Here is a 24,202-nt window from a genome sequence, read left to right as displayed (position 1 = left end):
AATAGCGTATTGTCTTCTATGAAGAAATATATACTACTCCTATTAAGCTTGGTATTGTTTGTGACTGAGGTAAGGGCACAGGGTGCCCCTTATCCCAACTTTCACAACACGACCCAGTTAGTAGAGTTTACGACGACTAAGGCTGGAGGTCAGGACTTTTCCTTCACGTTGGCTCCCGATATGACAACGGGACGTCCACAGTACCCCATTGTCTTTATAGACTGGAATGGGAATGGAAATCGACAGATGATAAACCTTGTACAGGAAGAGACTTTTGTTGTGAAAGTGCCTTCTGATAGGGTTGTTAAGATTACCGGGGAGAATGGACTTTGGACGGTAAAGGCGGTAGATCAGTCTATCACAAAGGCGGTAACCAGCGCAGCATCTATCCTGCAACACCTCCATTTGGATAAAAATCTATTGGGGAAGCAGGGCAGCGAAGGGAGTGATTTTAAGACGAATAGAGAGCTTAAAACCCTATCCGTTCCGAACAACTACTACAAGACGTTGGATGTGAAGCTGAACACGAAGTTGGTGAAGCTCAATGCCTCTTCTAACCTCTTGTCTACTCTGGATTTGAATGGCCTAAGCCTTCTTACAGATTTGGATTTGAGTAAGAACCTATTTACAGGTCCTCTCACTCTCCCCCAGAACGTCTATAGCAATATAGACTTGAGGGTGAATAAATTCAAGATTTCAACGCTTCCGGCTCTCCCCAACGGCACTCCTACAAGTGCCTATCACTACGACTTGCAAGAGCGCTATGTGCTACCACAAAGGGAGCTTACTGTGGGGAAAGATTGGATCGACCTCTCCCCTGAGTTTCGTGCAAAGGGGGTCGCTACTTCTCAAAAGACGACGAAGTATACTTGGTATGTGGAAGATAATGCTGCAACCGATAGGTACACACGTCTCCAAGAAGATGTGGACTATGAGGTGGTGAATGGGAAGACTCGTTTCCTTCGTAATGTGAGGGGGAATTTGTTTGTTGCAATGAGTACAGAAGCCTTCCCCCACTTCGATAGTTTTGAGCGTCTTACAGGGGCTTTTACAGCTACCGGTGATGAGCATATCAAGACACGCCATGGGCATTCTGACTCTGAAGAGTTGTACACTCGCATTGCCGATAAATACAACAATAGCGAGCCTATCTATAGAAGTAATACCCTATCTCTAAAGTACAACCTGTGGTATGGTGGTACTGATAATACGTGGTCTAAGGCCGAAAACTGGACCGGGAACTATGTGCCTAAGACGCTGAAATCGGATGGCGCAAAGGTCGAAGAAGTGGAGTTCGCTACCAAGGTTAATAACAATGGTAACCCCGCCCTACGGAATTTACATGTGGCTCCGGGAGAAGATCGAGTTGTCACTAATCTTATAAATAAGAGCGAATCGGGTAAGGGAGTTGTTGTTAGCGCAGGTTCTTCTTTGCGCGTAAAAGATAAGGTGGAGGTAGATAAGGCAACTACTTCTTCCTATGGCACTGCCGATCCTGCCTACAGATTTTTGTTGAAGTCCATCCCCGAAAAACCAAATGGAGCATTATTTTTCGATGCTCCTGCGAAGAATAAAGATTTGTTTGTAACCGTAGAGTTTTACACTAAGGGCTACGACGGGAACTTTGATAAGCAGCACGCCAAATGGCAATACTTTGGTACGCCCATAATGGGAGGATCTGTCGAGAAAGCTTTCCCCTCATCTGCCATCGTGCGTAAGTATAACCAAAGTAAAAACGATGAGTACGACGAGAAGTGGGTGGCTACCCGGCCTACAGATATCTTGACTCCCTTCCATGGCTATGAAGTGACGCAGCCGGTACCGGCAACCTATATCTTTAGAGGGAAACTCAATCTTGAGGCTCCCAATAATCTAGAGGTAGCGGCTAAGGCAACAGGCGTCTTGTATGGCGCATTCAATTCGTTTGCCAATAGTTATACCGCATCGTATGCCATCCCTTCAATGGAGTTTGGCACGGGGCTAGAGCAGACGGTCTTCCTATACAATACGGGAAGCCGTATAGAGTGGCTTGCACACAATCAAGACGAGAGCTCAACGCTGGTAGGAACTTACCTTTCTGTTCCGAAGAATCTTGCCGGAACTGGGGGGCTACCTCGTGAGATCCCCTCCCTACAAGGCTTTATGATCTGCAATAAGGGAACGGCAAAGGCTTCCCTCTTCATGCCCTACTCCGGAATTGTAAAAGAGAAGGCTTCTGAGGCGCTTAGAGCCGGAGACGAAGAGGACGTGAGAGAGTTCTTACATATAGATGTAGCATCTAATGAGGGTGCAGACCGCTTGTTCGTATTCCGCAAGGAGGGTACGACAGCCGGATTCGATAATGGATGGGATGGTAGCAAGATCTTGGTCGGAGACCATCCGCAGCTCTATGTGATCTCGTCGGAGGGGCCTCTGCAGGTAGCAACCTCAGCACAGATAGAGGGCTTGCCAATCGGATTTGAGGCACCCAAAGATGGAGCTTATACGCTTTCGTTCCGCGTTAGCCCCGAGCTACAGAGGCGTTATCCTTCGCTATGTCTTAGAGACCGTGTGACGGGTACGCTTACCCCCGTGGGGCAGACCAGTTCGTACACCTTTGTTACTACTAGGTCTCTAGATAAGCATCGTTTCGATCTTGTAACTGAGGGGGAAGATAGCCTCTCTCCTGCCACCGAGCCTATTCGTGTAGTAGGGCTAGGGGATACGAGAGTGTTGGTAGACAATGCTACGGCTCTCGACTCTAAGGTGCTTGTCTTCGATGCTACAGGAGCCTTGGTGCTACAGGCTGAGGTTCCTGCCCGTTCGGGAAAGGAATACTCTTTGCCTCTCCCCGGAACCTATGTGGTGAAGGTGGTTAATAACCAGACTTCTACAATTGCAAAAGTGTTGTTACCCTAATCTTGATGGAACATAACATGAGTCAGAATACGATTTTTAATTTCACCTCAAGGGGAGTGGCGAGGCTGTCGGTTATCCTATTGCTTCAGTCTCTAGCCTTCTCTCTCTTTGCACAAAATACCAATAGTGTGGGGATCAATACCGGGACTTCTACCGTAGACCCTTCTGCCATAATGGAGGTAAAAGCCGATACCCCGGGAAGCTCTACGAAGAAGGGCTTCCTTCCTCCTCGTCTGGAGCTTAAAAACCAAAAGGATAAGACCACTGTACCCATCGCTACGGGTACGGAAGATAAGGCAAAGGCAATGCTTGTGTACAATACCAAGGATACATACAACTTTAGCCAAGGGCACGTCTATACCGATAACTATTACTATTGGTTGGGAGATCGCTGGGAGCGTATGGTGTACACCCCTCTTGTATACGAAGCCGTTATCCCTCGAGAGTTTTATATTGAGGGTAAGACTAAGCAGGAGTTTACAACTGAGCAATTGAATCCTTCTTGGAGCAATTCTCCCGTAAATGGACCTGACCTTCCTCTCAAGTTTGTAGAAACTCCTGTGCTTAATAGAGGAGATATATTTACCAAGTTAAGCAACGAGAATTTTCAGGTCAATGTGACAGGAACTTATGACATGAGTGCCTTTGTTCACTACAATCCTCGCTCTACAGAGGAAAAAGGAAATGTACCAGGGAAACCTGGGGTATCTTATGCGAAGAGGGCATTTCTTAATCTGAAGATTCAGAGACAAGAAGGTAATGTTTGGAAAGACCTCGTAGTGGTGCGTGCTGCTTGGGGATACGATGCCGGTGGTTTTGTGAAGACAGCGACGATCAATTCGGTTTCTGTTCGCCTCTTTAAAGGGGATAAGATACGTCTTGTGATACAGTCTCCCTATAAGAGTAGTAGTCAGGGTGCCGGGAAGTATAACCCCTATACAGGACCTGATTCGAATCATCCCGTTGCAAGGGGCTTTCGGGCTCTCTTGTTAGACTTTAATCTTTAAGAGAAGAGAGATAGAAATATGCGTATGAAAAGAAGTAGACCCTTTTGGGTTGCGTCGCTTTTGATGATGCTTCCATTCTCAGGGCGAGGTTTTGCCCAGTCCGTAGGTGTTTTTACCAAAGCTCCTGATGCTTCTGCCGCCTTGGATGTGGATGTCTCTGCTCTCCCTGCTAATGGGAAGAAGGGGATGTTGCTCCCTCGCGTGCAACTTACGAGTAAGACTGACCGTACAACCATTCCCAACCCTGCCGTAGGCTTGGTTGTCTATAACCTGGAAGATCGCGGTACTGGGGTTAATCAAGTTGAGCACGATATGTTCTACTTTTGGGATGGGACAAAGTGGCTTGATATGACCAATATAGACATTGTGATCCGCGAGCTCCTGCCCCAAGTCTTTTTTATCTTGCAAGGCGACTATCAGAACGTGGCTTCGAAAAACCATCGTCCCTCTTTATACTACGAGAATGATGAGGTCCCCCTGACTTATGAAGAGAAGTCTGAGGTTAAGAAGGATAATAATGTAGTCGAGATCGTTGATAATATCACTCTTAATACGGGGAATAATGTTCGGTTTCATGATGCCGAAGATACTTTCGAGATTCTAAATGCCGGTGACTATGAAATATCCGGGATCATTGGCTATAATCCCACTATGAGTAACCTTAATGCAAGTACTAATCTAGAGTTTATCATCCAACGGAAGTCTGCTCAGGCGGGAGGAGCATGGAAAAACATTGCGCGCTGTGTCTCTGCTTGGGGTAACAATACGGTCTTAAATAGCCGTCATATGGTGATCTCCCCTATGGTGGTAAAGTTTGCTAAAGGGGATAAAATCCGTGCTGTTGTTAAGCGGACGAAAGGAGCTAGACCTGGCCGTGCAGGCGGAGTAAATAACTCGGATTGGGTTGCCAATATAAACCCTTCGGGGGGGGCTAATACCTCCAAGGTGATCAAGATTCAGAAACTCTCTTAGTCAATTGTTTAGTGATGAGATATAAATTATACTATAGCCTTCTTTCCTTGAGTTTGAGCTTACTGGTAATCCCAGCCCATGCTCAGCAAGAGGATCGTGCCGTTGGTGTAGGGACACGTACTCCCCATTCGTCTGCATTAGACCTTGATGTCTCGCATCTCCCCGATGGGAAGAAAAAGGGATTTTTACTGCCCAAGGTTGCTCTTACGGGGAAACGGGATGCCCAGACGATACCTTCTCCTAAGAAGGCAATGATGGTGTACAATACGCAGACTGCCGGGACTGGGGATCTGCAAGTACAAGCTAACCTTGTCTATGTTTGGACGGGACAAGAGTGGGTGCCTTTTTCTAATCTAACAGAGATACGCCGGCTAAAGAAACCGATTCACTTTGTACTTGCTTCTAAGCGGAGGTTCGAGATTCTCAATCAAGACCTCGTGGACTTCAATAATGCCTCAAAAGGGATGACGGTAAGGTGGAATACTAATGAGGTCTATCTGAATAATGAGAAGGATGTAAAAGTGATACCGAATGGTAATTCTTTTGAAGAGGTAGAGATCCTTACCGAGGCTTACTACGAGTTTACCGGGAGCTTTAATTTCAAGTCCAATGCTGATAAGGCTACTTCTGTGGTAGCCCTTCTTCAGAAAAAGCTAACTAATGGAGCTTGGTCTACAATAGCCTCTTCTTCTCTTCCTTTTGAAGATGGGGTGCAAATTTGGTCACAAACCCTTGTTTTCCCGGTTGTCACCCATCAGTTCAAAAAAGGAGATAGGGTACGCGTTGTGCTCAAGAGAGGAGATGGAGCTCTCCAAAAGGCTGGTGCTAAGATTGCTTATGATCCAGTAAATGACGGGGATGTAACGATGAATGCACGTCTCACTCGATTGAGAAATGAGGGAGAAACTCATGATTAAATTCTGAGATTTCTCTAACGAAGAATGTTCTTTTGCGCATATCTAAGCCGCAAAAGTTATGGATTGCCTGCCCCCTTTACCTCTAGAGGCGAAGGGGGCTTTTTGTAGTCTGTTACGCACAAGGAAGCCGAGTGAAAAGGAGAGAAATATAGGGCAGAATTCGATCTATTACAGGGTGGTTTCGTGCCGGAATTTGGCGAGAAAGAAGGAGGAACTAGGCCTGTGTGTGCTCCTTTGCTAACGGAGATGCCGCGCTCCTGTTGAGGGGAGTTTCCGGTATATCCACTGGGGCGTAGGGTGCTAGTCGCAGATTAGTAGCTATCTTTGTAGCATGGAAGTATATCCGCGTTATGTAGTTGAGGAGCCGCTCCTTCGGCGTAATTTGAGCCTTATTCGCAAGGTAGCGGACGAGGCCAAAGTAGAGATTATTGTCGCTTTTAAGGCCTTCGCTCTATGGAAGCTCTTCCCTATCTTTCGGGAATACGGCTTTGGTAGTACTGCCAGTTCTCCCTGGGAAGCTCGTCTGGGGTATGAGGGCTTGGAGCGTAAGGCACATGCTTTCTCACCGGCTTATCGGGCGCAAGATTGGGCAGAATGGACGCGTTGTTGTAGCCATATAACTTTCAATTCCCTCAGTCAGTACCGAGCATTCTATACCCCTTCTTCGGAGGTCTCTTACGGCTTACGTATCAATCCCGGTTACTCGCCTGTGGAGACAGATCTCTATAATCCGGCTCTACCCGGCTCGCGTTTTGGGCTCTCGCCCGAGGAGTTGGGCTTGCATCTCCCCGAGGGAATAGAGGGGTTGCATGTACATGTTTTGTGCGAGGGGAATAGCTTCCAGCTAGAGAAACTGCTCTCCATTATAGAGCAACGTTTTGCCTCGCCCCTCTCAGAAGCGCGTTGGCTTAACCTAGGCGGTGGTCATCTTATGACCCACAAAGAGTACAACGTACCTCATCTGATTGCCGTACTCAAAGCATTCCGTCAGCGTCACCCCCATCTACAACTTATCATGGAGCCGGGGTCGGCATTTGCTTGGCAGACCGGTTTCTTAGAAAGTCACGTGCTGGATATTGTAGAGCACGACGGTATTAAAACGGCAATTCTCGATGTTTCGTTTACTTGCCATATGCCGGATTGCTTGGAAATGCCCTACAAACCCGTGATACGAGGTGCGCACCACGATCCTGTGGAGGGGCTACCTACCTATCGACTCGGGGGGAATAGTTGCCTAAGTGGCGACTTCTTGGGAGACTGGAGTTTCGATAAGCCTTTGGAGGTGGGAGATACTCTTATCTTTGAGGATATGATCCATTATACTACGGTTAAGACCCATATGTTTAATGGAGTAGCGCATCCCGACCTCGTGTTACAAAAGGCTAATGGTGAGGAGGTGCTGCTACGTCGCTTCGACTATCAGGACTACAAAGAGCGAATGGATTGACGCCGGAGGATAGTTTTAGTAGAGAGAAATTTAGATAGATATGGGATTATTCGGAATCTTTTCTAAGAAGAAAAAAGAGACACTTGATACAGGGCTTGAGAAGACCAAAGACTCGGTACTTGGTAAGATATCTCGTGCACTTGCCGGTAAGAGCAAGGTTGATGACGAAGTACTCGACAACCTCGAAGATGTGCTCATCTCCAGCGATGTTGGGGTAGATACCACCCTCAAGATTATCAAGCGTATAGAGGAGCGAGTGGCTCGCGATAAGTATGTGTCTACCGCCGAGCTTAACGGCATCTTGCGTAGCGAGATAGAGGCTCTACTTACCGAGAGCGGTACCATAGACGGAGATAGCTTTGTGCTGCCGGCAGAGAGTAAACCCTATGTAATAATGGTGGTAGGGGTCAATGGCGTAGGCAAAACCACGACAATCGGCAAGCTCGCGTACCAGTTCAAAGCAGCGGGTCATAAGGTGGTAATTGGTGCTGCCGACACCTTCCGCGCTGCGGCTATTGACCAATTGAGCGTCTGGGCAGAGCGTGTGGATGTACCCATGATCAAACAGAAAATGGGGGCAGACCCTGCCAGCGTTGCCTATGATACGGTGGCTAGTGCCGTGGCACAAGATGCCGACGTTGTGTTGATTGATACAGCCGGTCGCCTCCACAACAAAGTGGGGCTGATGAATGAGCTTACCAAGATAAAACGTGTGATGCAGAAGGTAGTACCCGATGCCCCTCAGGAGGTATTGTTGGTGCTTGATGGCTCTACGGGGCAGAATGCTTTTGAGCAAGCTCGCCAGTTTACCGCCGCTACCGAGGTGAATGCTCTTGCCGTAACCAAACTCGATGGCACGGCTAAGGGTGGAGTGGTGATTGGGATTTCTGATCAGTTCAATATCCCCGTAAAGTATATTGGCTTAGGGGAAAAAATCGAAGACCTCCAGGTCTTCCGTAAGCACGAGTTTGTAGCTTCGCTCTTTGGCGAATGAGAAGAAACGAGGTAAACGTAATTACGCTCGGTTGCTCCAAAAATCTTGTGGATTCGGAGCTCTTGATGCGGCGTTTTGCGGCGGCAGGCTACTCGGTTCGCCATGATCCCAAGCGCATAACGGGGGAGATTGTCGTGATCAATACCTGCGGCTTTATTGGTGCGGCTCAGGAGGAATCTATCAATACGATACTCGCTTTTGTGCGTGCTAAAGAAGAGGGGCGCATTGGCAAATTGATTGTAATGGGTTGCTTGAGTGAGCGATTCCGTGGTGACCTTAAAGCCGAAATCCCCGAGATCGATGCTCTCTACGGCAAGTTCGATTGGAAAAATCTAGTGGCCGACCTAGGTCCTTCCTTCGCCCCCGAGACAGATACGGCACGCCTCCTAACCACCCCCAAACACTACGCCTATGTGAAGATTTCGGAGGGGTGTGATAGGGGTTGCTCCTACTGCGCTATCCCTCTTATCACGGGGCGGCAAAAATCGCGTACCATAGAGTCTCTTGTAGATGAAGTAAAAACGCTTGTAGACGAGGGCTGTAGCGAATTTCAATTGATCGCACAAGACCTTACTTCGTACGGCCGGGATCTTGGAGGAAAGGTGCTGTTGGCTCCCCTTTTGGAGCGACTTTCGGATCTCCCGGGGGTGCGTCGCCTTCGTTTGCACTATGCCTATCCTACACAGTTCCCCCGAGAGATTCTCCCCATAATGAGGGAACGAGATAATATCTGTAAGTACTTGGATATTGCGCTGCAGCATGCAACCGACAATATGCTCCAAAAGATGCGTCGTAATATCACCCAGCTCGAGACAGAGCGGCTCCTTGATGAGATTCGTAAAGAAGTGCCGGGGATTGCGCTGCGTACCACATTGATCGTGGGGCATCCCGGGGAGACGGAGCAAGACTTTCGAGCCCTATGCGAGTTTATAGAGCGCAGGCAGTTTGAGCGCATGGGTGCCTTTGCCTATAGTCACGAGGTTGGGACGTATGCTTATAAGCACTATCAAGACGAGATACCCGAGGAGGTGAAAATGGAGCGTCTGGAGCAACTTATGACACTGCAGGAGCCTATTGCCGAGGCGTATAGCCGTAGCTTGGTAGGGACTACTCAGGAGGTGCTTATTGATCGCAGGGAGGAGGAGTTTGTCGTGGGGCGCACGCAATACGATTCTCCTGAGGTGGATCCCGAGGTGCTTATCCCTGTAGAGCAGGCTCATTCTCTCCGTGTTGGGCATTATTACCCCCTACCTATCGTAGGAGTAGATGGCTTTGATTTATTGGCGCAAGCCCCATTGTCCCGATAGTTATGATAGAGACCCTACAATGGATTAGTCAACTTGCCGAGCGATCGGAGTTGCAATACGAGAGTTGCGAAGAGCTGTGGAGCCTTCTGGGGCGCATAGTTTCGGATCGGCTTGCATCCGCCATTCCCGTTTCTGTAGCGGGGGTCGTGGCGTGGCACGTGCGTAAAGAAATGGAGTACGTTGCTCTTTTGCCTTCTGGGAGTCGGCTTCTCGTTCCTCCCCGATTGCACCTTGAGACCGGTTTAGCCTCAAGTGCTGCCCCCGACGACCTCGAGGAGATACTACAAGAGTCTTCCCCTCTATCCCCCAAGAGTGTACATGCTTTTTATCAAGCTCTCACCGAGCAGATGTTGCACCATTTGCACAGTGGCAATGCTTTCCTTTGGGAAGGAATTGGACTATTTGAGGGCGTGGCTCAAGAGGAGCTGGCTTTTACATTTACGCCCTCTGAGCGACTCCTCCAGAGTATCAATAAGCCTTTTGACGCCTTTTCTCCCATTGCGTTGCCCCAAGACAGGGCTTTCGACGATCTACCTCAGCGTGCTATTGAACAGGAAGAGGAGCTGACAAAAATTCCGGTCTACTCAGTGTGCCAAGCTTTCCCAGCCGAAGAGGTTGAGGAATCCTCTCCATCTCCTAGCCTTCTAGAGATAGAGGAGGTCGCCCCTGAGGCGGAGAACGAGGAGCCTCTTTTGCCCGAAGGGGATCTTTTGCCTCAGCAAGAAGAGGTGGTAGAGCTATCCCCCTTGCCTACCTTTCCCCCGGAGCTGCCCTCTCTCCCGGAAGAGAAGTTTATGGAGCCTTCGCCTAAGGAAGAAGAGGAGGCGTGCTGTGCATCCGAGGAGCCTACCCCTCCTATCCCTCGCCATCCCCACTCGCAACGTAAGGTATGGCTTTGGATTGTTCTCCCCTTGTTGTGCCTACTCCTTGTAGGGGGCTACTTTGTGGGAGCGAGGTTTCTTTTCCGCTCCTCGTCTAAACCCAGTCGAGAAAAAACGGCTGCCGCCCCTCATCGTACAGATCCTACCCCCACAGATTCGGTGGTAGTTGCCCCAGCCCCCGAGGCTGTTGAGGAGGTCTACATTACGATCAAAAAGGGGGATCGCCTAGCCGATTATGCCCGAGAGCATTATGGTAATAAGAAGTTTTGGATTTATATCTATCTTGCTAATGAAGCGAAAATCTCCAATCCCGATAATGTACCCATCGGTACAACGCTGAGAGTACCTCGCCCGGAGGAGTATAACATAGATGCCCAAGACCCCGAAGCCCTGGCGCGAGCCGATAGTCTCATTACCGCAGTGCGTAGTCGTCGCTAAGAGCCTAGAAAAAGTTGTACATTTGCACCCAGAAAGATTGTAAGTAACCCTGAGAAGAAGAAAAAGAAGAATGAGCAATATCTTTGGAAACATCATCCCCAACACCTTTTTTGTGACCAAGGGGAGCGGAGAGAGTGATCTCGAACTCCACGCCGGTAGCTACCATATGGCTCTCTACGATGCCGGTATCTCCGACTATAATATCATGACGTATTCGTCCGTGCTACCAGCAACGGCTCGCCTTGCTACTATGGACGAAGTGGATATGCCCCCCTTTGGCTCAGAAATGAAGACGATTATGTCCGTTTCGCATGGCTATCAAGATGAGTTTGTATCGGCAGGAATTGTCTACGCTTGGATGTACAAAGACGAAAACTTTGATGAGAAAGTGGGAGGTCTTGTATGTGAAGTAAACGGACGCTACCGCATTGAGGAACTTGAGTCTCGTCTTATCCGCGTGATTAACGACCTGCATCAGAAAACCTACAGCCAGTACTACCTCGGCGAGCTTACCTTCCTCACGGAGGGTATTACCATTACCAAACGGTATGGAACGGCGCTTGCCTCTCTCTGTTTTGTAGACTTCGTTCAGCCCTCATCTCCCATGCTAGAGAGCTAATCCTTACCCTTACTCCACAAACAAATAATGAACAAATGCTACGCTTGGGTAGTGCGCTTTGCCTTGCTTTGCGCACTATCTTTTGTTTTTTTACTCCCCCTTTGGGGGCAAACTTCGGCCTTACGAGCTACGGATCGAATCGTCGTAACGCTATCCCCTCAGCCCCTAGAGGGGAATCAAAAAGTTTACTTTTCTATCTCCGAAGGAGACCAAGTCTCCCTTGAGTCCCCCACCTCGGGCAGACTTACGTTAGGAGAGAAAAAGAATCGTAAGCAAGCCGTTTCGTTGGAGTTACCCTCGGGCACTACGTCTTTTTCTCTAGTGGGTTCTCTGCGAGAATTCTTCATCCCATACAGAGCGAAGGGCGAGAATACCCCTAAGGTAGCGGCTCTTGATCTACAGGAGGCGCCTCGTCTTCTTACGCTCAACTGTGCGGGCAATGACATTACCTCCCTTGATGTTTCTAAGAACACCAGCCTTACCTATCTCTTCTGTGACGCCAATCCCATAGCCGAGTTAGACTTATCGAGACTGCCCAATCTCACTTCGCTCTCGGCTTCGGATCTGAAGCTAAAGAAGTTGGATCTCTCGGCAAATCCTAAAGTCGCAGCCCTGGGGATAGGGGGGAATCCCTTTGACCAAGACTTCAATCTCTACGCCTATAGCTCTCTGCCCTTGCTCCAACTTACGTGCGATCGCTTGGGGCTAGAGGAGTTTGATTGCAGCAAGTTCCCCAAATTAGAGATGCTCTACATCCATGGGAATAAGCTGAAATCTATGGGAGATCTTCGCCCTCTTCGCTCTTTACTACACCTCTCCATTGGGGATAATCCCCTTCGCGATTTTGACGAAAACAAGCTACCCCATGGGCGATTGCGCTCGCTTTATTGCTTTGGACTGGGCATTTCTTCTCTCGATTTAAGCCGCTTTACCTATATCAATAGGGTCGACTGTAGCAACAACCAATTGACCCATCTTAGTGTTAATCGTTGCGAAAACCTGGAGGTTTTGCGCTGTGGACGCAATGCACTAACGGAGCTTGATCTGACGTCCCTTTGGCTCAAAGAATTACAGTGCGACCGCAATCAGCTATCCGCTATCCTCTTGAGTGATAGAGCGAATCTACAGAAGCTCTCTTGCTATGGCAATAGATTGTCTTTGGAGCGCATGGAGCAACTTGTTGAGCGTTTGGTTAAGAGCAGCCCTGAGCAGTCCCCGAGAGTTTTTACTCCTTTTACTACTCGGGCAGAAGTGCCGGAGTATAATGTTTGTCCTAAAGCCCTAGTTGACAAGGCGCGTACTGCAGGATGGGAAGTGCGTGTCGTGACCGGTGTAGATGCCCAAGGAAGGGAGATTACAGAAGATTTTGAGGGCTCTCCTATGGCTCTAGAGCCTACTCCGCAACATTCTGTTGCTCTCTATCCGAATCCCGCCGGAGAGTATCTTTTGGTAGAGAATCTATCTCCAAATACTTGGTTATACCTCTATAATGCATCAGGAGAGTGCGTACAAAAAGAGCTGACGGGAGCATCGGGGAGGCTAAAGTTGCCCCTATCTCACCTACCTATTGGGAGCTACTTTTTGCGTGTAGATGAGGGTGTATTCCCCTTTATTATAGAGAGATAGGGAAAGAGTCTTTCCTGCTTTTGGAGGGATTCCCGAGAATCCCTTTGCTATTCTATTGCTTTGTCTCTTAGGAGATTTAGGGCCTTCCTCTTCCAACTTTACATAAAAAAAGAACCCTGCTTCCCAGCGGGGTTCTTTCGTCTTGTTAAACCTAAATCCAATACTATTATGAATAAACCACGGTGCAAATGTACGATAAAATTTGACATGTACAAGCGTTTGGTAAGAAAAATATCTAGATTTCTTTCTTTTTGACTCTCCTTGCCCTCTTTAAGGGCGAAAGTAGAGGTTTTATTCCTAGGAGGGTAACCACAGAAAAGGAGAAGGGTTTGAAAAATAATTCCCTTGCCCTCCTATTGGATTAGCCTTGCCTATTTGGGTGGATTTGGCGGAGTTATTTGGGATTTAGACTAGGAGAAATATATCTCTCCATTGTGCTGTATGCTCTCTATTTTGTCACTTTGTGGATTTGTAATTTTTGTCAGTCCAATTTTTAATTCTAACTTTAGTCCGTCGTGCTCAGATCGGGGAGATATTCATCCAGAAAAGCTACCCATTCGAGGGCGTTCGCTTGATTGTTATTAGAAATTAGTTTTGTTGTCCGGCCTGTGACGGCCTAGACTTTAGTGAGAAATGAAGATGAAAAGTAGAGCTTTTTGTATTGCATTTGCATGGGTGTTTTTGCTCAGTGCTACGACCCTTTTTGCTCAAGATGCAGCAGGCACGAAGGGGAAGGATCAGCGTGGCGGTCTCTCAAAATGGCTTACCTCTGTAGTAGACGTCTCTTATGAACGGGGAATTTTGTATTCGGACTATCGCCTTGGGCGTACTGCGGCATTGCATACTCAGCTGGATGGGTTTCGAGTGCAGTATTCGCTCTTTCCTCACTTTGCAAAAGAGGGAGGAGACTGGTTGGGCTTGTATGTTGCCCTCTCGGAATATACTCGTAAGGCAGAAAATGACCCCTCAAGTCTCTCCTCGCTTTCAGGCTTTTATGGGGGATTGACTACGAAACTCTGTATGCACAAGATGGGGAACCACCGTGTCTCTTGGGTTCAGAATGCAGGAGCCGTTCTTGCAAATTTTGCCTTTGGTGTGGGATCGGTCACTCCCTTTACAAATAGTAAGTGGGGCATTGGCCTACAAGAAGCTGTCAAGTATGATTATATTTTGTCCTCAGGAGCCGCTTTGGGAGTGAAGGCTTATATTGATTATAGTTACCTATTTCGCAACTCCTCCTTCACCGGTTTTGCTGTCAATCCTCAGCATATTACTTCTCTAGGTGTTGCGGCTTCTGTTACTTTCTAGTACTAGTCGTACTTTACTCTAAGGCAATTCTCTAATTTTAATCTTACGCGGGGAGGGCACTATCTTTGCCCTCCCCATTTTTTATTTAGGGTAAAATATGCGCCCTCCTTGCCTGGTTTTGGAGGAAAAATTGGGCGAAAAAAGCTTCTGTGCTGGGCAGAACTTTGTACTTTTGCAGCCGTAAATAGACTTTGTAAACCTACGGATTGATGAATTTCTACAAGTTATTGGGTTTCGACCCCTCTCGGCACAATCGTCGTACTGAGCTAATGGCTGGTTTTACCACCTTCCTTACGATGAGTTACATTTTGGCGGTAAACCCCGACATTTTAAGTCAAGCGGGGATGGATCAAGGGGCTGTATTTACAGCTACGGCACTTGCTTCTGCCATTGGTACTATCCTGATTGCTTTCCTTGCTAAGCTGCCTTTTGCCCAAGCTCCGAGCATGGGTATCAATGCATTCTTTGCCTTTACGCTCGTAAAAGGGATGGGGTATAGTTGGGAAACAGCCCTTGCTGCCGTATTTGTAGAGGGGATTATCTTTATCATTCTCACGGCATTTAATATCCGAGAGCAGATTGTAAAGTGTATCCCGCTCAATCTTCGCTATGCCATTTCTTCGGGGATTGGTATGTTTATTGCCTTTATCGGGCTGAAAAATGCAGGTATAATCGTCTCCAACGAAGCTACATTTGTCACCCTTGGGCAGTTTACTCCTACCGCCATTTTAGCGTGCATCGGGATTGTGATAAGTGGTGTACTTATTGCCCTCAAGGTGCGTGGAGCCCTCTTTTACGGAATCTTGATCTGCACCCTTATAGGCATCCCTATGGGGGTTACTCAGTTGCCTGATGGTTTTATTCCGGTCTCTATGCCCAAGTCGTTGGATCCTACCTTCCTAAAATTTGACTTCAGTTCGCTCCTTAATATGGACATGGCGCTCACCATCTTTGCCCTTGTCTTTATGGATATATTCAATACGGTGGGAACCCTCATCGGGGCTGCTGCCAAAACGGAGATGATGGATGAGAAGGGGAATGTGCGTCACATCAAGCAGGCAATGATGGCCGATGCTCTTGCTACGAGCGTGGGCGCTGTATTGGGCACCTCCACGGTTACAACTTTTGTGGAGAGTGCATCGGGGATCGCAGAGGGTGGTCGCACGGGGCTTACTTCCTTTACTACGGCAGCTCTTTTCATCTTGGCTCTCTTTTTTGCTCCTCTCTTTTTATTAGTGCCCAGTGCGGCTACCACAGGAGCCTTGGTTATGGTAGGAGTATTTATGTTGGATGCTGTACCCAAGATTGATCTTACAGACGTGTCGGAAGCTCTACCTGCATTCATTACGATGATAACGATGGTGCTTACCTACAACATCGCAGAGGGGATGGCTTTGGGGATGATTTGCTATACCCTTGTGAAGCTATTGAGTGGTCAATGGCGTCAGATTTCCCTCACGCTTGCTATTGTTACAGTGCTGCTTCTCCTGCGCTATATATTCCAGTAAAAGCCTGTAAAAAACGAGGAAGAGGCCTCTCTTCTTAATAAAATAGGCTGCAAATGTTTGTCGGTTGTGGAATTATATCTACCTTTGCAGTCGCGTGTATGGAGAGGGGCTCCTGAGAAGACGCTACCCCTTATGCACTTAGGATAGTAGAATAACAACATAAGATAGAAGTATAAAAGTAATATTGTAGACTATGATTATAGTTCCAATCAAAGAGGGTGATAACATCGAGCGCGCGTTGAAGCGTTACAAGAAGAAGTTTGACAAGACTGGTTCAGTTCGTGAGCTAAGAAGACGTCAGGCTTTCATTAAGCCCTCCGAAGTGAAGCGCAAGAAGATGGAAAAAGCCATCTACGTGCAGGCACTTCGTCAGGCAGAAGAGCAATAAACATAGGCTCCAAAGAACTACCGGCTCTTATCTCTTAAGAGCTTGGAGGAAGAGAGGGAAGGAATGCTTCCGATCCTTTCTTGAATGGGATTCTTGGTGGCAGAGCCTTTTGACCTTTAGCTCTAGGGCGAGTTGTAAGATGCCATGTTGAGCTAAAACTTAATTGCCTCGCCTCTCTTTTTTAGTATGTGACTTAGCGTTGCTTCCCTCTTTTGTGTGGGGAGCAACGTTTCTTTTTTAGGAGCTTATGCCTCATTTGAGTATAGAACGTTTCCTTAGCTACCTCCGCTACGAACGAAATCAGTCGGAGCATACAGTTGCGGCATACGAGTTGGATTTGCAACAGTATGTACGGTATGTGGAGGAGGTGCTGGGTGAGGAGTTTGTACCCAGCGACGGGGATAGAGACCTGATTCGAGGCTTCTTGTCGTCTCTAATAGAGCAGGGGCGGAAGAGAAGTTCCGTGCATCGCAAGTTAAGTTCCCTCAAGAGTTACTATCGGTACCTTGTAAAGATCGGACTGTTAGAGCAGAGTCCTGCTCGCCTCGTGCGTGGCCCTCGAGGAGAGAGTCCGTTGCCTGCGGTGCTCTCGGAGCAAGAGATTCGTAACTTGCTTTATGCGCAAGAGGTAGACAAAGACGATTTTGTCGCTCTACGGAATCAATTGATCCTAGAGATGTTCTACGAGACGGGCATGCGTAGAAGTGAATTGGTAGGGCTTTCGGAGGGGGGCGTTGATTTGTCTTCGAGGGTGCTGCGCGTTTTTGGTAAGGGGCGGAAGGAGCGAATAATCCCCTTCGGAGATCGTCTTGCCGCTCGTATCTCAGAATATCTTGCACTCAAGCACCAAAAGGTAGGCTTATCTCAGATTTTTTTTGTTTCTTTGGGTAACCAACCTCTTAGCGGAGAGGTAGTGTATCAGATTGTACACGAGCGGTTGCAATCTATCCCAGGTTTGGCACGTCGAGGTCCTCACGTATTAAGGCATACATTTGCCACGGCTATGCTCAACAATGGAGCGCAGCTAATGGCGGTAAAGGAGCTTTTGGGGCATAAAAGCGTGGCTACAACGGTACTATATACACACACTTCGCTAGCAGAGTTGCAACAGATGTATAACGCTCATCCACGAGCATCAAAGAAGAAGTCTATTATGGAAGTTAGGATTCAATCAGTACATTTTACCGCTACTACGGCATTAGAAGAGTTTGTACAAAAGAAGCTCGATCGTTTGGATCGTCTCTATGGAGGTGTAGTTAAAGCTGAGGTGGTGCTAAAGGTTGCCAAGGGAGGCGAAGATAAGAATAAGGAGGCTTCGATTCGTTTGGAAGTACCCGGTCCCGACCTTTTTGCAGAGAAGCAGGCTTCTAGTTTTGAGGAGGCTGTGGATTTGGCTGTAGATGCTCTTAAACGTCAAATCGAAAAGATAAAGGATCAGCATTAAGTATAGCTCTCAGTCTTAGTCGAGGTGCATCCTCCCGATGTCTCTATTGAGGGACGAGGTGGTGTTGCACCGGAGAGGGAAAATCTGGAGGCTGTCTTTGAGACTTTCTTCCCCCTTCTGATATTGAGGATTCAAGATATTTGTGACATAGATTGAGATGGCTTTTGCCCCGATACCATAGGAGGGTATTTACTTTCATAGAGAGTAAGCCCTCCTTTTTTATATTCCATTTTCTAAAGAAGAAGGAGAGTCTTCTCTCTATTTCTTTGGATCAAGCTTTAAAATCAAGCGGGGGATTACAATGTACTTCCGGAGAGAGTCTTGTCTGGTCAGGCAACCTATAGGGAGTTGTAGCCGAAGATAGTATCTGAAAATAAGGTGTTTATAGGGGTAAGTACCTATATCAAGATATTTAGTCTAGGTTGTTTTAGTCGCAAATAGATGTAACTTTGCACACAAATATATAATACATCGTATTTATGAAAATCACAGCAAAATTTTTATTTGGAGCTCTTTTGATGGGAGGATTGTTGTTGGCTTGCCACACTTCGTCTCCCAATAAGGGAGGCACTACACCCTCAGATGCAGACTCCGCCTACCTCTCTTTCTCCTTAGATTGCCCTCAAGGGGTATTGCGCGACGGGAGTGAAGATCCTATCCGTCAGGTTTATCGCCTTTCTCTTTACATCTTCGATGGGAATAGTCCCGAGAGCAAAATGATCGGAATTAAGAGGGTGGAGGGAAATATGGCTACTCCCACACCGATCAAACTTGTACGTAAAGAATGTTATATACTCTCCTTTGTCAATACTACAGAAGCGCTGGAAAAGAGGTTACAGGGCTATACGCAACTCAAAGATTTTCGGGAGGCTATCAAGGGCGATATTTCCTATCTGGCAGATGTGGATGGGAGTAAAGTTCATAGCGTTGTCATGTCTCCCGTGAGCTCAGATCCCTGCCATGTTTCAGAGGACCAGTTCAGTGAAACAATAGAGGGGCTTGGCGGGAAAACGGCTTGTCAGCTAGAGGTGGAGCCGATGCTCGCTCGAGTTTTCGCTTACGGCACACCCCATGTGGCAAATGGTGAGGTCCTCTTGCTGGATGAGGAAATCGGCTTTCGTACGATATATTTCTCTCAAGAGTTTGACTTAATCCGCCGGACCAAACTAGAGGGAGAGGAGCAGCCTCTTGCCCAAGACTATGCTTATAGCCCCGGTTATGAGGCTTTAAGGGATCAGGCTCCCGGCTCTCTGACCACTGAGTTTATCGGGAAATATCGCGTAGCCCCTAATCCGGTATTGTTTTATGCTCCCGTAGGGAAGGAGCGCAATAGTGCGGATCTATCCGACAAGAAGCTATATGTAAAGGAGACGACTTGCCCGCCTAATCAGTATCTTGTTTCCCTTGTTCCTCATATTGTTGTAAGGGCAAAGGTGGTACCAAAGGCCTTGAAAGACGGGCTAGCCCCAGGCGAGGGGTGGATCCGTTATAAGGGAGGAGTGATGAAGGAGAGCGCATTTTCTGCTCTTGTGCAAGAGGTGCTGAAAAACGTAGATGCCTATAATAACCCAGTAGATGGAATGCCTTCTGGATTTTTAGAGGCTTTGAAGCAGGGTTTAAAAGACTCGGAAAAGAAAGGTTTGATCACGGCTCGCAAAGCCTCCTTTACCATTAATGAGATACAATTCTATCACCGGTCCTACAATTATTACTTCCTCCCGATTCGCCATTTCGGGCAAACAGAAGCGCCTTTGTGGAACTCCTTCGGGCGTTACGGAGTAGTGCGCAATAATGAATATGCCATCCATCTGAATACAATTCTGGGGTATGGAAGTAACCTTTTCCCCGACAAACTGACCTCAGAGCGTATTGCCGAAAAGTCCTCCCTCTCCTTTACTCTCACGGTTAAGGATCTGTCTTCGCATACGGCCGAGGCTGATTTGGAGTAAAATCTCTCCCTAATCATCGATCCGGTGCGGCCCTAAATCTTTCTAGGTTTAGGGCTGTTTTGTTTTCGTTCTTCGCCTAAAACTCCTAGGAAATCAGCTTTAAAGTACTCAAGGAGAGCAGACTGTGGTTTTTCGTCTAGTGGGTGGATGGGGAGGAGTGTCCATCTAAATGCCATTATATACATACCTTTGTTGCCGAAAGAGCCAGCCAATAATGGGTTGGGAGTTTAAACTAAAAGACGATATAGAGATGAAGACAATTCGTTACACTTGGCTTGTGGCAACGTTGCTAGTGGTAGGACTTCTTGCCTCTTGTAGCCCCAAGGGTGCTAAGAAATTACTCGAGACGATCCCTCAAGAGAGCCTATTTGTGGGCTATTGCAACGGAGCAGATTTGATCAAAAAGGGGAATTTTGAAAAGTATATCCCGAAAGATGCTGCCGAAGATGAGAACTTTATTCTTTTGAAGGATCTGGTTAAGTCTGTAAAGTTGCACGATCTGTTCTTCTTTATCACTCCGGAAAAGAATCTTACCTTCACCTTTTTCGTAAAAGACTTTAAGCAGTTTAGCGAGGCTTATTCTCAGTTGGACTTGGACGGGAAGCGTGAAGAGAAAGAAGGATACTGGATTGCCTCTAATAAGAATTGTACCGTAGTAAGTAATAAAAAACAGGTTTGGATTTTTTCGAATGACATGGGTTTGGCTCCTCTTGAGGCAGTCAAGAAATATGTAGAAATAAAGCCCGAGAAGAATGCTAATACCATACCGCACATCAGCGATATCTATGCTAAGGATGCCGGTATGTATATGAATTATGCTCTCCTTACTAATCTGAACGAGCTTCGCGGTCTGAACTTTAACCACAACTATGCAGCTGACGAAGATATCGATTGGCGGGACTGGGAAGAAGATTTGAAAGAACTCTCTAAAGAGGGGGTAGAGCAAGATGAGGTAGAAGCCATTGAGGAAGAGTCCCCTGAGACCATGGATCTTGAGAAAGCGCTCCCCATGCTCAAAGAGCAAAAGGATATGCGTGTGATTGCCACCCTCTCTTTTGAGAAAAAAGAGATCAGGAGCGAAATCAAACTTTATGATCCGGAGGGGAAGCCCTACACCAGTCCTTTTGTGAGTGACGTTAAGGTGACAAAGGAACTTCTTGCCAACTTCCCAAAGGATGTCGCACTTATTGCTGTTTCGTCTTTTGGAGAGAAAGCCTTAGACGCAGTGTGCCAGGCATTGGCTCTTACAAGTGCATCGGAGTCTGAGGCTCTCTTGGCGAAGCAGGTTATTTGCCGCCTTGGGGGAGAAATAGCCGCAGGTGTAAAGTTGCCAAGCTCAATTATGGATTGGGATTCTGCCCCTGAGTACATGTTGCTCGCTCAGAGCAAGAATAGCGCCGAACTTCTCCTGCATCTGGATACCCTCTTGTGCCAAATGACTAAGGAGAAGAGTTCGCAAAGTAATGGAGTGTATCACTTAGATGAAGACTTCTTTAATAGTGACAATGGTGCTTACTATGGGGCTCTAAATAACTATGTGTACTACCGAAATGCACCTTTTATTCAACCCAAAGAAAGTGCTCTTGAGAACAAGTATATTGCCTCTTTTGTGGGGAGTTATGGGGGGCTATTCGTTGATTTGTCTTCCCAATCTTCTCTAAGCACGCTTGTAAAACAATTTACAGAGTATAGCTTAGATGGGTACCTAATGGTGCATATGTCTTCTCCGCACGAATCTACTATCGTCTTCCGCAATGATGCTGCCGAGGGGGATAATATCCTAGAAGGGTTCGTAAAGCGGATGTTTCAATCATAAGTAGAGTGCAAACAATTACCTTACAAGATACCCTGCCTTGTGTCTTCTCGGCAGAGCCGCCACTCCGGTCGGAGGTATGGCTTCAGTCGGGGCTAGACCTAAAGCAGGGTGTCTCCTATCTTGTGTCGGCAGAGAGCGGAGCCGGCAAGTCGTCGCTGTGTGCCTATATCTGTGGTTACCGACGCGACTATAAGGGCTCGATTCTCTTTGATGGAAGGGATATAAACTCCCTTACCGTGAAAGATTGGTGCAGGATAAGAAGGGAAGAAATTGCCTATTTACCCCAAGATTTGGCGTTGTTCCCGGAGCTCTCGGCGGCGGACAATGTATTCCTCAAAAACCGACTTACCCATTACAAGTCCAAAGAGGAAATAGCTCGACTTTTCGATACCCTTGGGCTTAAAGACAAATGGAATAGCCCTGTAAGTAAGTTGTCCGTGGGGCAGCAGCAGCGTGTGGCCATCATACGCCTACTTTGCCAAGCATGCCAATTCTATCTGATGGATGAGCCTGTGAGCCACTTAGATGAGGAGAATAATAGGATCGTTGCAGAGCTTGTTCGGGACGAGGCGAAGAAGCAGGGTGCGGCTATTATATCCACCTCTGTTGGTAACCCCTTACTCCTCGATTATACGCATACACTCAAGCTATGAACCGCAATCTATTAGGGAAGCTCTTGCGTAAAAACGTAAGTGCAGGACAATTGATCGGCTTTGCTCTTGCTAATGTGATAGGGCTATGTATCGTGATGATAGGGCTGCAATTCTATGCTGATGTACGCACTGTTTTCTCTAGCGAAGATAGCTTTATCAATAAGGATTATCTGGTGCTCACCAAAAAGGTGGGGGGATTAGATGCCGTAGGCGGCCTTTTCTCGAGGGGGAATAGCAAGACCGGGGTGTTTGCATCCAAGGAGATAGTGCAGCTCTCATCCCAGCCCTGGGTGCGTAAGTTGGGTACCTTCTCCTCCTCTAGGTACAATGTGACAGCTGTTGTTGCTCAGCCGGGGCAGGGAGGCTTGGAGACACAAATGTTTTTCGAATCCATGCCCGAGGAGTTCCTCGATGTAGAGGGGGCAGCTTGGCATTTCGATCCGGTTCAGCCTCAAGAGGTGCCGGTTATCATCCCGAAAGATTATCTAGCTCTCTACAACTTTGGGTTTGCCTCATCGCAAGGCTTGCCACGTGTTAGCGAAGGAATGGTGGGGTTAATCCCGATTCAATTTTATCTGACAGGGAGTGAGGGGCAGAGCTTGAGCGTTACGGGACACATTGTCGGTTTTTCTAGTCGCATCAACACAATAATAGTGCCGGAGAGCTTTATGGAGTGGAGTAGTAGGCAGTTGGGGACATACTCTTCTGTAAACGAAGTAAGCCGAATAATCCTAGAGGTCTCTCAGCCCGGGGATGCAAAGGTGGAGCAATACCTCAATGCACATAATTATGAGGTGGCAGGAGATAAAATGAATAGGAACAAAGCAAACTACCTCCTAACCATTAGTCTCGTTATTGTGCTCGCTGTGGGGCTTCTCATCTCCACGTTGTCGTTTTTTATCCTCACTTTGAGTATCCATTTGCTCCTGCAGAAGAATACAGAGAAGCTGCGTATTTTGCTCCTATTGGGGTACTCTCCTTTTGAGGTCGCTCTCCCCTATGAGAGGCTTGTTTCTTTGGTGAATCTTGCGGTTTACGTCCTTGCCACAGGGGTACTCTTTTGGGTGCGATGTCTATACCTCCCGAGGTTAGATGGACTTGCAACTCCCAGCAGTATATTCTCATCTCTCGGTCTAGGTTTAATCATCATTCTTCTTATCTCTGTGGGGAATATCATTGCCATCAGACGCTTCATGAGGCGCCTTAGGTACCTATGAGTTTCTCAGAATCGAAATCTGCAGAGAAGTTTTTTTCGCTAGAAGTTTGGTGATTTCTGATTTTGTGTGTACCTTTGTCCTCGATTCTTGAATGCCCTCCTGTGGATTGGTGTGTTTACAAGAGAATGCGGATCGTCCTTCCCACTCAGAGGAGTGATAGTAGATAAGGGATGATGCGCTATAGACGGAGGGGCAGTTACCAGAGTGGCCAAATGGGGCTGACTGTAACTCAGCTGGCTTACGCCTTCGGTGGTTCGAATCCATCACTGCCCACTCTTGAAGAGTGTAAATATAAGTCTCATTACGACTATAAGATGCCTGTGTAGCTCAGCGGTAGAGCACTTCCTTGGTAAGGAAGAGGTCCCGGGTTCAAGTCCCGGCACCGGCTCTCTGGAGTAGGGCAAAGAGATCGTTGTGTTGCTCAAGTGAGAGGGTGCGCAATCTCCAAAGTAAGATCAATAAGAATATAAATTGCTATGGCAAAAGAACATTTCAACAGAACGAAACCGCATGTAAACATCGGTACTATTGGTCACGTAGACCACGGTAAGACTACTCTTACGGCAGCTATTACGAAGGTGCTTGCTGATGCAGGTCTCTCGGAGGCTCGTTCGTTTGATTCAATTGACAATGCTCCTGAAGAAAAGGAACGTGGTATTACCATTAATACTTCACACGTTGAGTACGAAACAGCTAATCGTCACTATGCACACGTAGACTGCCCGGGTCACGCCGACTACGTTAAGAACATGGTAACGGGTGCTGCTCAGATGGACGGTGCTATCATCGTAGTTGCTGCTACTGATGGTCCTA

General features: G+C 47.5%; 19 protein-coding genes and 2 tRNA genes. All 21 read left to right on the top strand.

What is annotated here, in order from left to right; genetic code table 11:
* Positions 1-18: 18 nt before the first annotated feature.
* Complete coding sequence (locus ACTTHR_RS04705; protein WP_442605361.1) at positions 19-2,898, top strand: T9SS type A sorting domain-containing protein; 2,880 nt, start codon at positions 19-21, stop codon at positions 2,896-2,898.
* Between the two features lie 5 nt (positions 2,899-2,903).
* Positions 2,904-3,905, top strand: coding sequence for a hypothetical protein (locus tag ACTTHR_RS04700; protein WP_442605360.1), 1,002 nt, complete (start codon positions 2,904-2,906; stop codon positions 3,903-3,905).
* Between the two features lie 24 nt (positions 3,906-3,929).
* Positions 3,930-4,877, top strand: coding sequence for a hypothetical protein (locus ACTTHR_RS04695; protein ID WP_442605359.1), 948 nt, complete (start codon positions 3,930-3,932; stop codon positions 4,875-4,877).
* A gap of 14 nt (positions 4,878-4,891) precedes the next feature.
* Positions 4,892-5,794: a hypothetical protein gene (locus ACTTHR_RS04690; protein ID WP_442605358.1), complete on the top strand. Its 903-nt coding sequence runs from the start codon at positions 4,892-4,894 to the stop codon at positions 5,792-5,794.
* A gap of 331 nt (positions 5,795-6,125) precedes the next feature.
* Complete coding sequence (gene nspC, locus ACTTHR_RS04685; protein ID WP_314940114.1) at positions 6,126-7,241, top strand: carboxynorspermidine decarboxylase; 1,116 nt, start codon at positions 6,126-6,128, stop codon at positions 7,239-7,241.
* A gap of 40 nt (positions 7,242-7,281) precedes the next feature.
* Positions 7,282-8,235, top strand: coding sequence for a signal recognition particle-docking protein FtsY (gene ftsY, locus ACTTHR_RS04680; protein WP_276775191.1), 954 nt, complete (start codon positions 7,282-7,284; stop codon positions 8,233-8,235).
* Entirely contained in the window at positions 8,232-9,542 is a 1,311-nt protein-coding gene (gene rimO / locus ACTTHR_RS04675; RefSeq protein ID WP_442605357.1) for a 30S ribosomal protein S12 methylthiotransferase RimO, read from the top strand. Before ftsY ends, rimO begins: the two co-directional genes overlap by 4 nt.
* 2 nt (positions 9,543-9,544) lie before the next feature.
* Complete coding sequence (locus ACTTHR_RS04670; RefSeq protein ID WP_442605356.1) at positions 9,545-10,861, top strand: LysM peptidoglycan-binding domain-containing protein; 1,317 nt, start codon at positions 9,545-9,547, stop codon at positions 10,859-10,861.
* Positions 10,862-10,931: 70 nt separating this feature from the next.
* Positions 10,932-11,480, top strand: a complete 549-nt coding sequence (locus tag ACTTHR_RS04665) for a pyruvoyl-dependent arginine decarboxylase (protein ID WP_004333776.1) — start codon at positions 10,932-10,934, stop codon at positions 11,478-11,480.
* A gap of 27 nt (positions 11,481-11,507) precedes the next feature.
* Positions 11,508-13,106, top strand: coding sequence for a T9SS type A sorting domain-containing protein (locus ACTTHR_RS04660; protein WP_442605355.1), 1,599 nt, complete (start codon positions 11,508-11,510; stop codon positions 13,104-13,106).
* A 633-nt stretch (positions 13,107-13,739) separates the two neighbouring features.
* Positions 13,740-14,414, top strand: coding sequence for a hypothetical protein (locus tag ACTTHR_RS04655; RefSeq protein WP_442605354.1), 675 nt, complete (start codon positions 13,740-13,742; stop codon positions 14,412-14,414).
* 209 nt (positions 14,415-14,623) lie between these two features.
* Positions 14,624-15,922, top strand: a complete 1,299-nt coding sequence (locus ACTTHR_RS04650; RefSeq protein ID WP_314941955.1) for an NCS2 family permease — start codon at positions 14,624-14,626, stop codon at positions 15,920-15,922.
* Positions 15,923-16,115: 193 nt separating this feature from the next.
* The gene (gene rpsU, locus ACTTHR_RS04645; protein WP_004333564.1) at positions 16,116-16,310 is read left to right on the top strand and encodes a 30S ribosomal protein S21; all 195 of its coding nucleotides are present in this window, start codon (positions 16,116-16,118) and stop codon (positions 16,308-16,310) included.
* Positions 16,311-16,557: 247 nt separating this feature from the next.
* Positions 16,558-17,754 (top strand): ribosome hibernation-promoting factor, HPF/YfiA family, encoded by a 1,197-nt coding sequence (hpf, locus tag ACTTHR_RS04640; RefSeq protein ID WP_442605353.1) that lies wholly within the window; start codon positions 16,558-16,560, stop codon positions 17,752-17,754.
* A 479-nt stretch (positions 17,755-18,233) separates the two neighbouring features.
* Positions 18,234-19,703 carry an Mfa1 fimbrilin C-terminal domain-containing protein gene (locus tag ACTTHR_RS04635; protein WP_442605352.1) on the top strand — a complete coding sequence of 490 codons (1,470 nt, stop codon included), beginning with the start codon at positions 18,234-18,236 and terminating at the stop codon, positions 19,701-19,703.
* 250 nt (positions 19,704-19,953) lie between these two features.
* On the top strand, positions 19,954-21,519 hold the full coding sequence (locus tag ACTTHR_RS04630; RefSeq protein ID WP_442605351.1) for a hypothetical protein: 1,566 nt from the start codon (positions 19,954-19,956) through the stop codon (positions 21,517-21,519).
* 5 nt (positions 21,520-21,524) lie between these two features.
* A complete protein-coding gene (locus ACTTHR_RS04625) occupies positions 21,525-22,172 on the top strand; it encodes an ATP-binding cassette domain-containing protein (RefSeq protein WP_304284822.1) in 648 nt (215 codons plus the stop codon).
* On the top strand, positions 22,169-23,389 hold the full coding sequence (locus ACTTHR_RS04620) for an ABC transporter permease (protein WP_442605350.1): 1,221 nt from the start codon (positions 22,169-22,171) through the stop codon (positions 23,387-23,389). The genes ACTTHR_RS04625 and ACTTHR_RS04620 overlap by 4 nt, the downstream gene beginning before the upstream one ends.
* A gap of 190 nt (positions 23,390-23,579) precedes the next feature.
* A tRNA-Tyr gene (locus ACTTHR_RS04615) sits at positions 23,580-23,662 on the top strand.
* Between the two features lie 43 nt (positions 23,663-23,705).
* Positions 23,706-23,777 (top strand) — tRNA-Thr (locus ACTTHR_RS04610).
* An 88-nt stretch (positions 23,778-23,865) separates the two neighbouring features.
* The coding region (locus tag ACTTHR_RS04605) for a GTP-binding protein (protein WP_442605349.1) at positions 23,866-24,202 on the top strand (337 nt) is incomplete at its 3' end.

The organism is Porphyromonas endodontalis (genome assembly GCF_052173515.1).
Taxonomy (GTDB): Bacteria; Bacteroidota; Bacteroidia; order Bacteroidales; family Porphyromonadaceae; genus Porphyromonas; species Porphyromonas endodontalis_A.
This window is presented reverse-complemented; position numbering and strand designations above follow the sequence as displayed.

What these genes read in the sequence shown, in the direction of transcription:
- ACTTHR_RS04690 (WP_442605358.1), top strand. Translation starts at nt 4,892, where the DNA reads ATGAGATATAAATTATACTATAGCCTTCTTTCCTTGAGTTTGAGCTTA.
- ACTTHR_RS04670 (WP_442605356.1), top strand. Translation starts at nt 9,545, where the DNA reads ATGATAGAGACCCTACAATGGATTAGTCAACTTGCCGAGCGATCGGAG.
- hpf (WP_442605353.1), top strand. Translation starts at nt 16,558, where the DNA reads ATGCCTCATTTGAGTATAGAACGTTTCCTTAGCTACCTCCGCTACGAA.
- ACTTHR_RS04620 (WP_442605350.1), top strand. Translation starts at nt 22,169, where the DNA reads ATGAACCGCAATCTATTAGGGAAGCTCTTGCGTAAAAACGTAAGTGCA.
- ACTTHR_RS04665 (WP_004333776.1), top strand. Translation starts at nt 10,932, where the DNA reads ATGAGCAATATCTTTGGAAACATCATCCCCAACACCTTTTTTGTGACC.
- ftsY (WP_276775191.1), top strand. Translation starts at nt 7,282, where the DNA reads ATGGGATTATTCGGAATCTTTTCTAAGAAGAAAAAAGAGACACTTGAT.
- ACTTHR_RS04655 (WP_442605354.1), top strand. Translation starts at nt 13,740, where the DNA reads ATGAAGATGAAAAGTAGAGCTTTTTGTATTGCATTTGCATGGGTGTTT.
- ACTTHR_RS04630 (WP_442605351.1), top strand. Translation starts at nt 19,954, where the DNA reads ATGAAGACAATTCGTTACACTTGGCTTGTGGCAACGTTGCTAGTGGTA.
- ACTTHR_RS04700 (WP_442605360.1), top strand. Translation starts at nt 2,904, where the DNA reads ATGGAACATAACATGAGTCAGAATACGATTTTTAATTTCACCTCAAGG.
- rimO (WP_442605357.1), top strand. Translation starts at nt 8,232, where the DNA reads ATGAGAAGAAACGAGGTAAACGTAATTACGCTCGGTTGCTCCAAAAAT.
- ACTTHR_RS04705 (WP_442605361.1), top strand. Translation starts at nt 19, where the DNA reads ATGAAGAAATATATACTACTCCTATTAAGCTTGGTATTGTTTGTGACT.
- rpsU (WP_004333564.1), top strand. Translation starts at nt 16,116, where the DNA reads ATGATTATAGTTCCAATCAAAGAGGGTGATAACATCGAGCGCGCGTTG.
- ACTTHR_RS04695 (WP_442605359.1), top strand. Translation starts at nt 3,930, where the DNA reads ATGAAAAGAAGTAGACCCTTTTGGGTTGCGTCGCTTTTGATGATGCTT.
- ACTTHR_RS04660 (WP_442605355.1), top strand. Translation starts at nt 11,508, where the DNA reads ATGAACAAATGCTACGCTTGGGTAGTGCGCTTTGCCTTGCTTTGCGCA.
- ACTTHR_RS04635 (WP_442605352.1), top strand. Translation starts at nt 18,234, where the DNA reads ATGAAAATCACAGCAAAATTTTTATTTGGAGCTCTTTTGATGGGAGGA.
- ACTTHR_RS04650 (WP_314941955.1), top strand. Translation starts at nt 14,624, where the DNA reads ATGAATTTCTACAAGTTATTGGGTTTCGACCCCTCTCGGCACAATCGT.
- nspC (WP_314940114.1), top strand. Translation starts at nt 6,126, where the DNA reads ATGGAAGTATATCCGCGTTATGTAGTTGAGGAGCCGCTCCTTCGGCGT.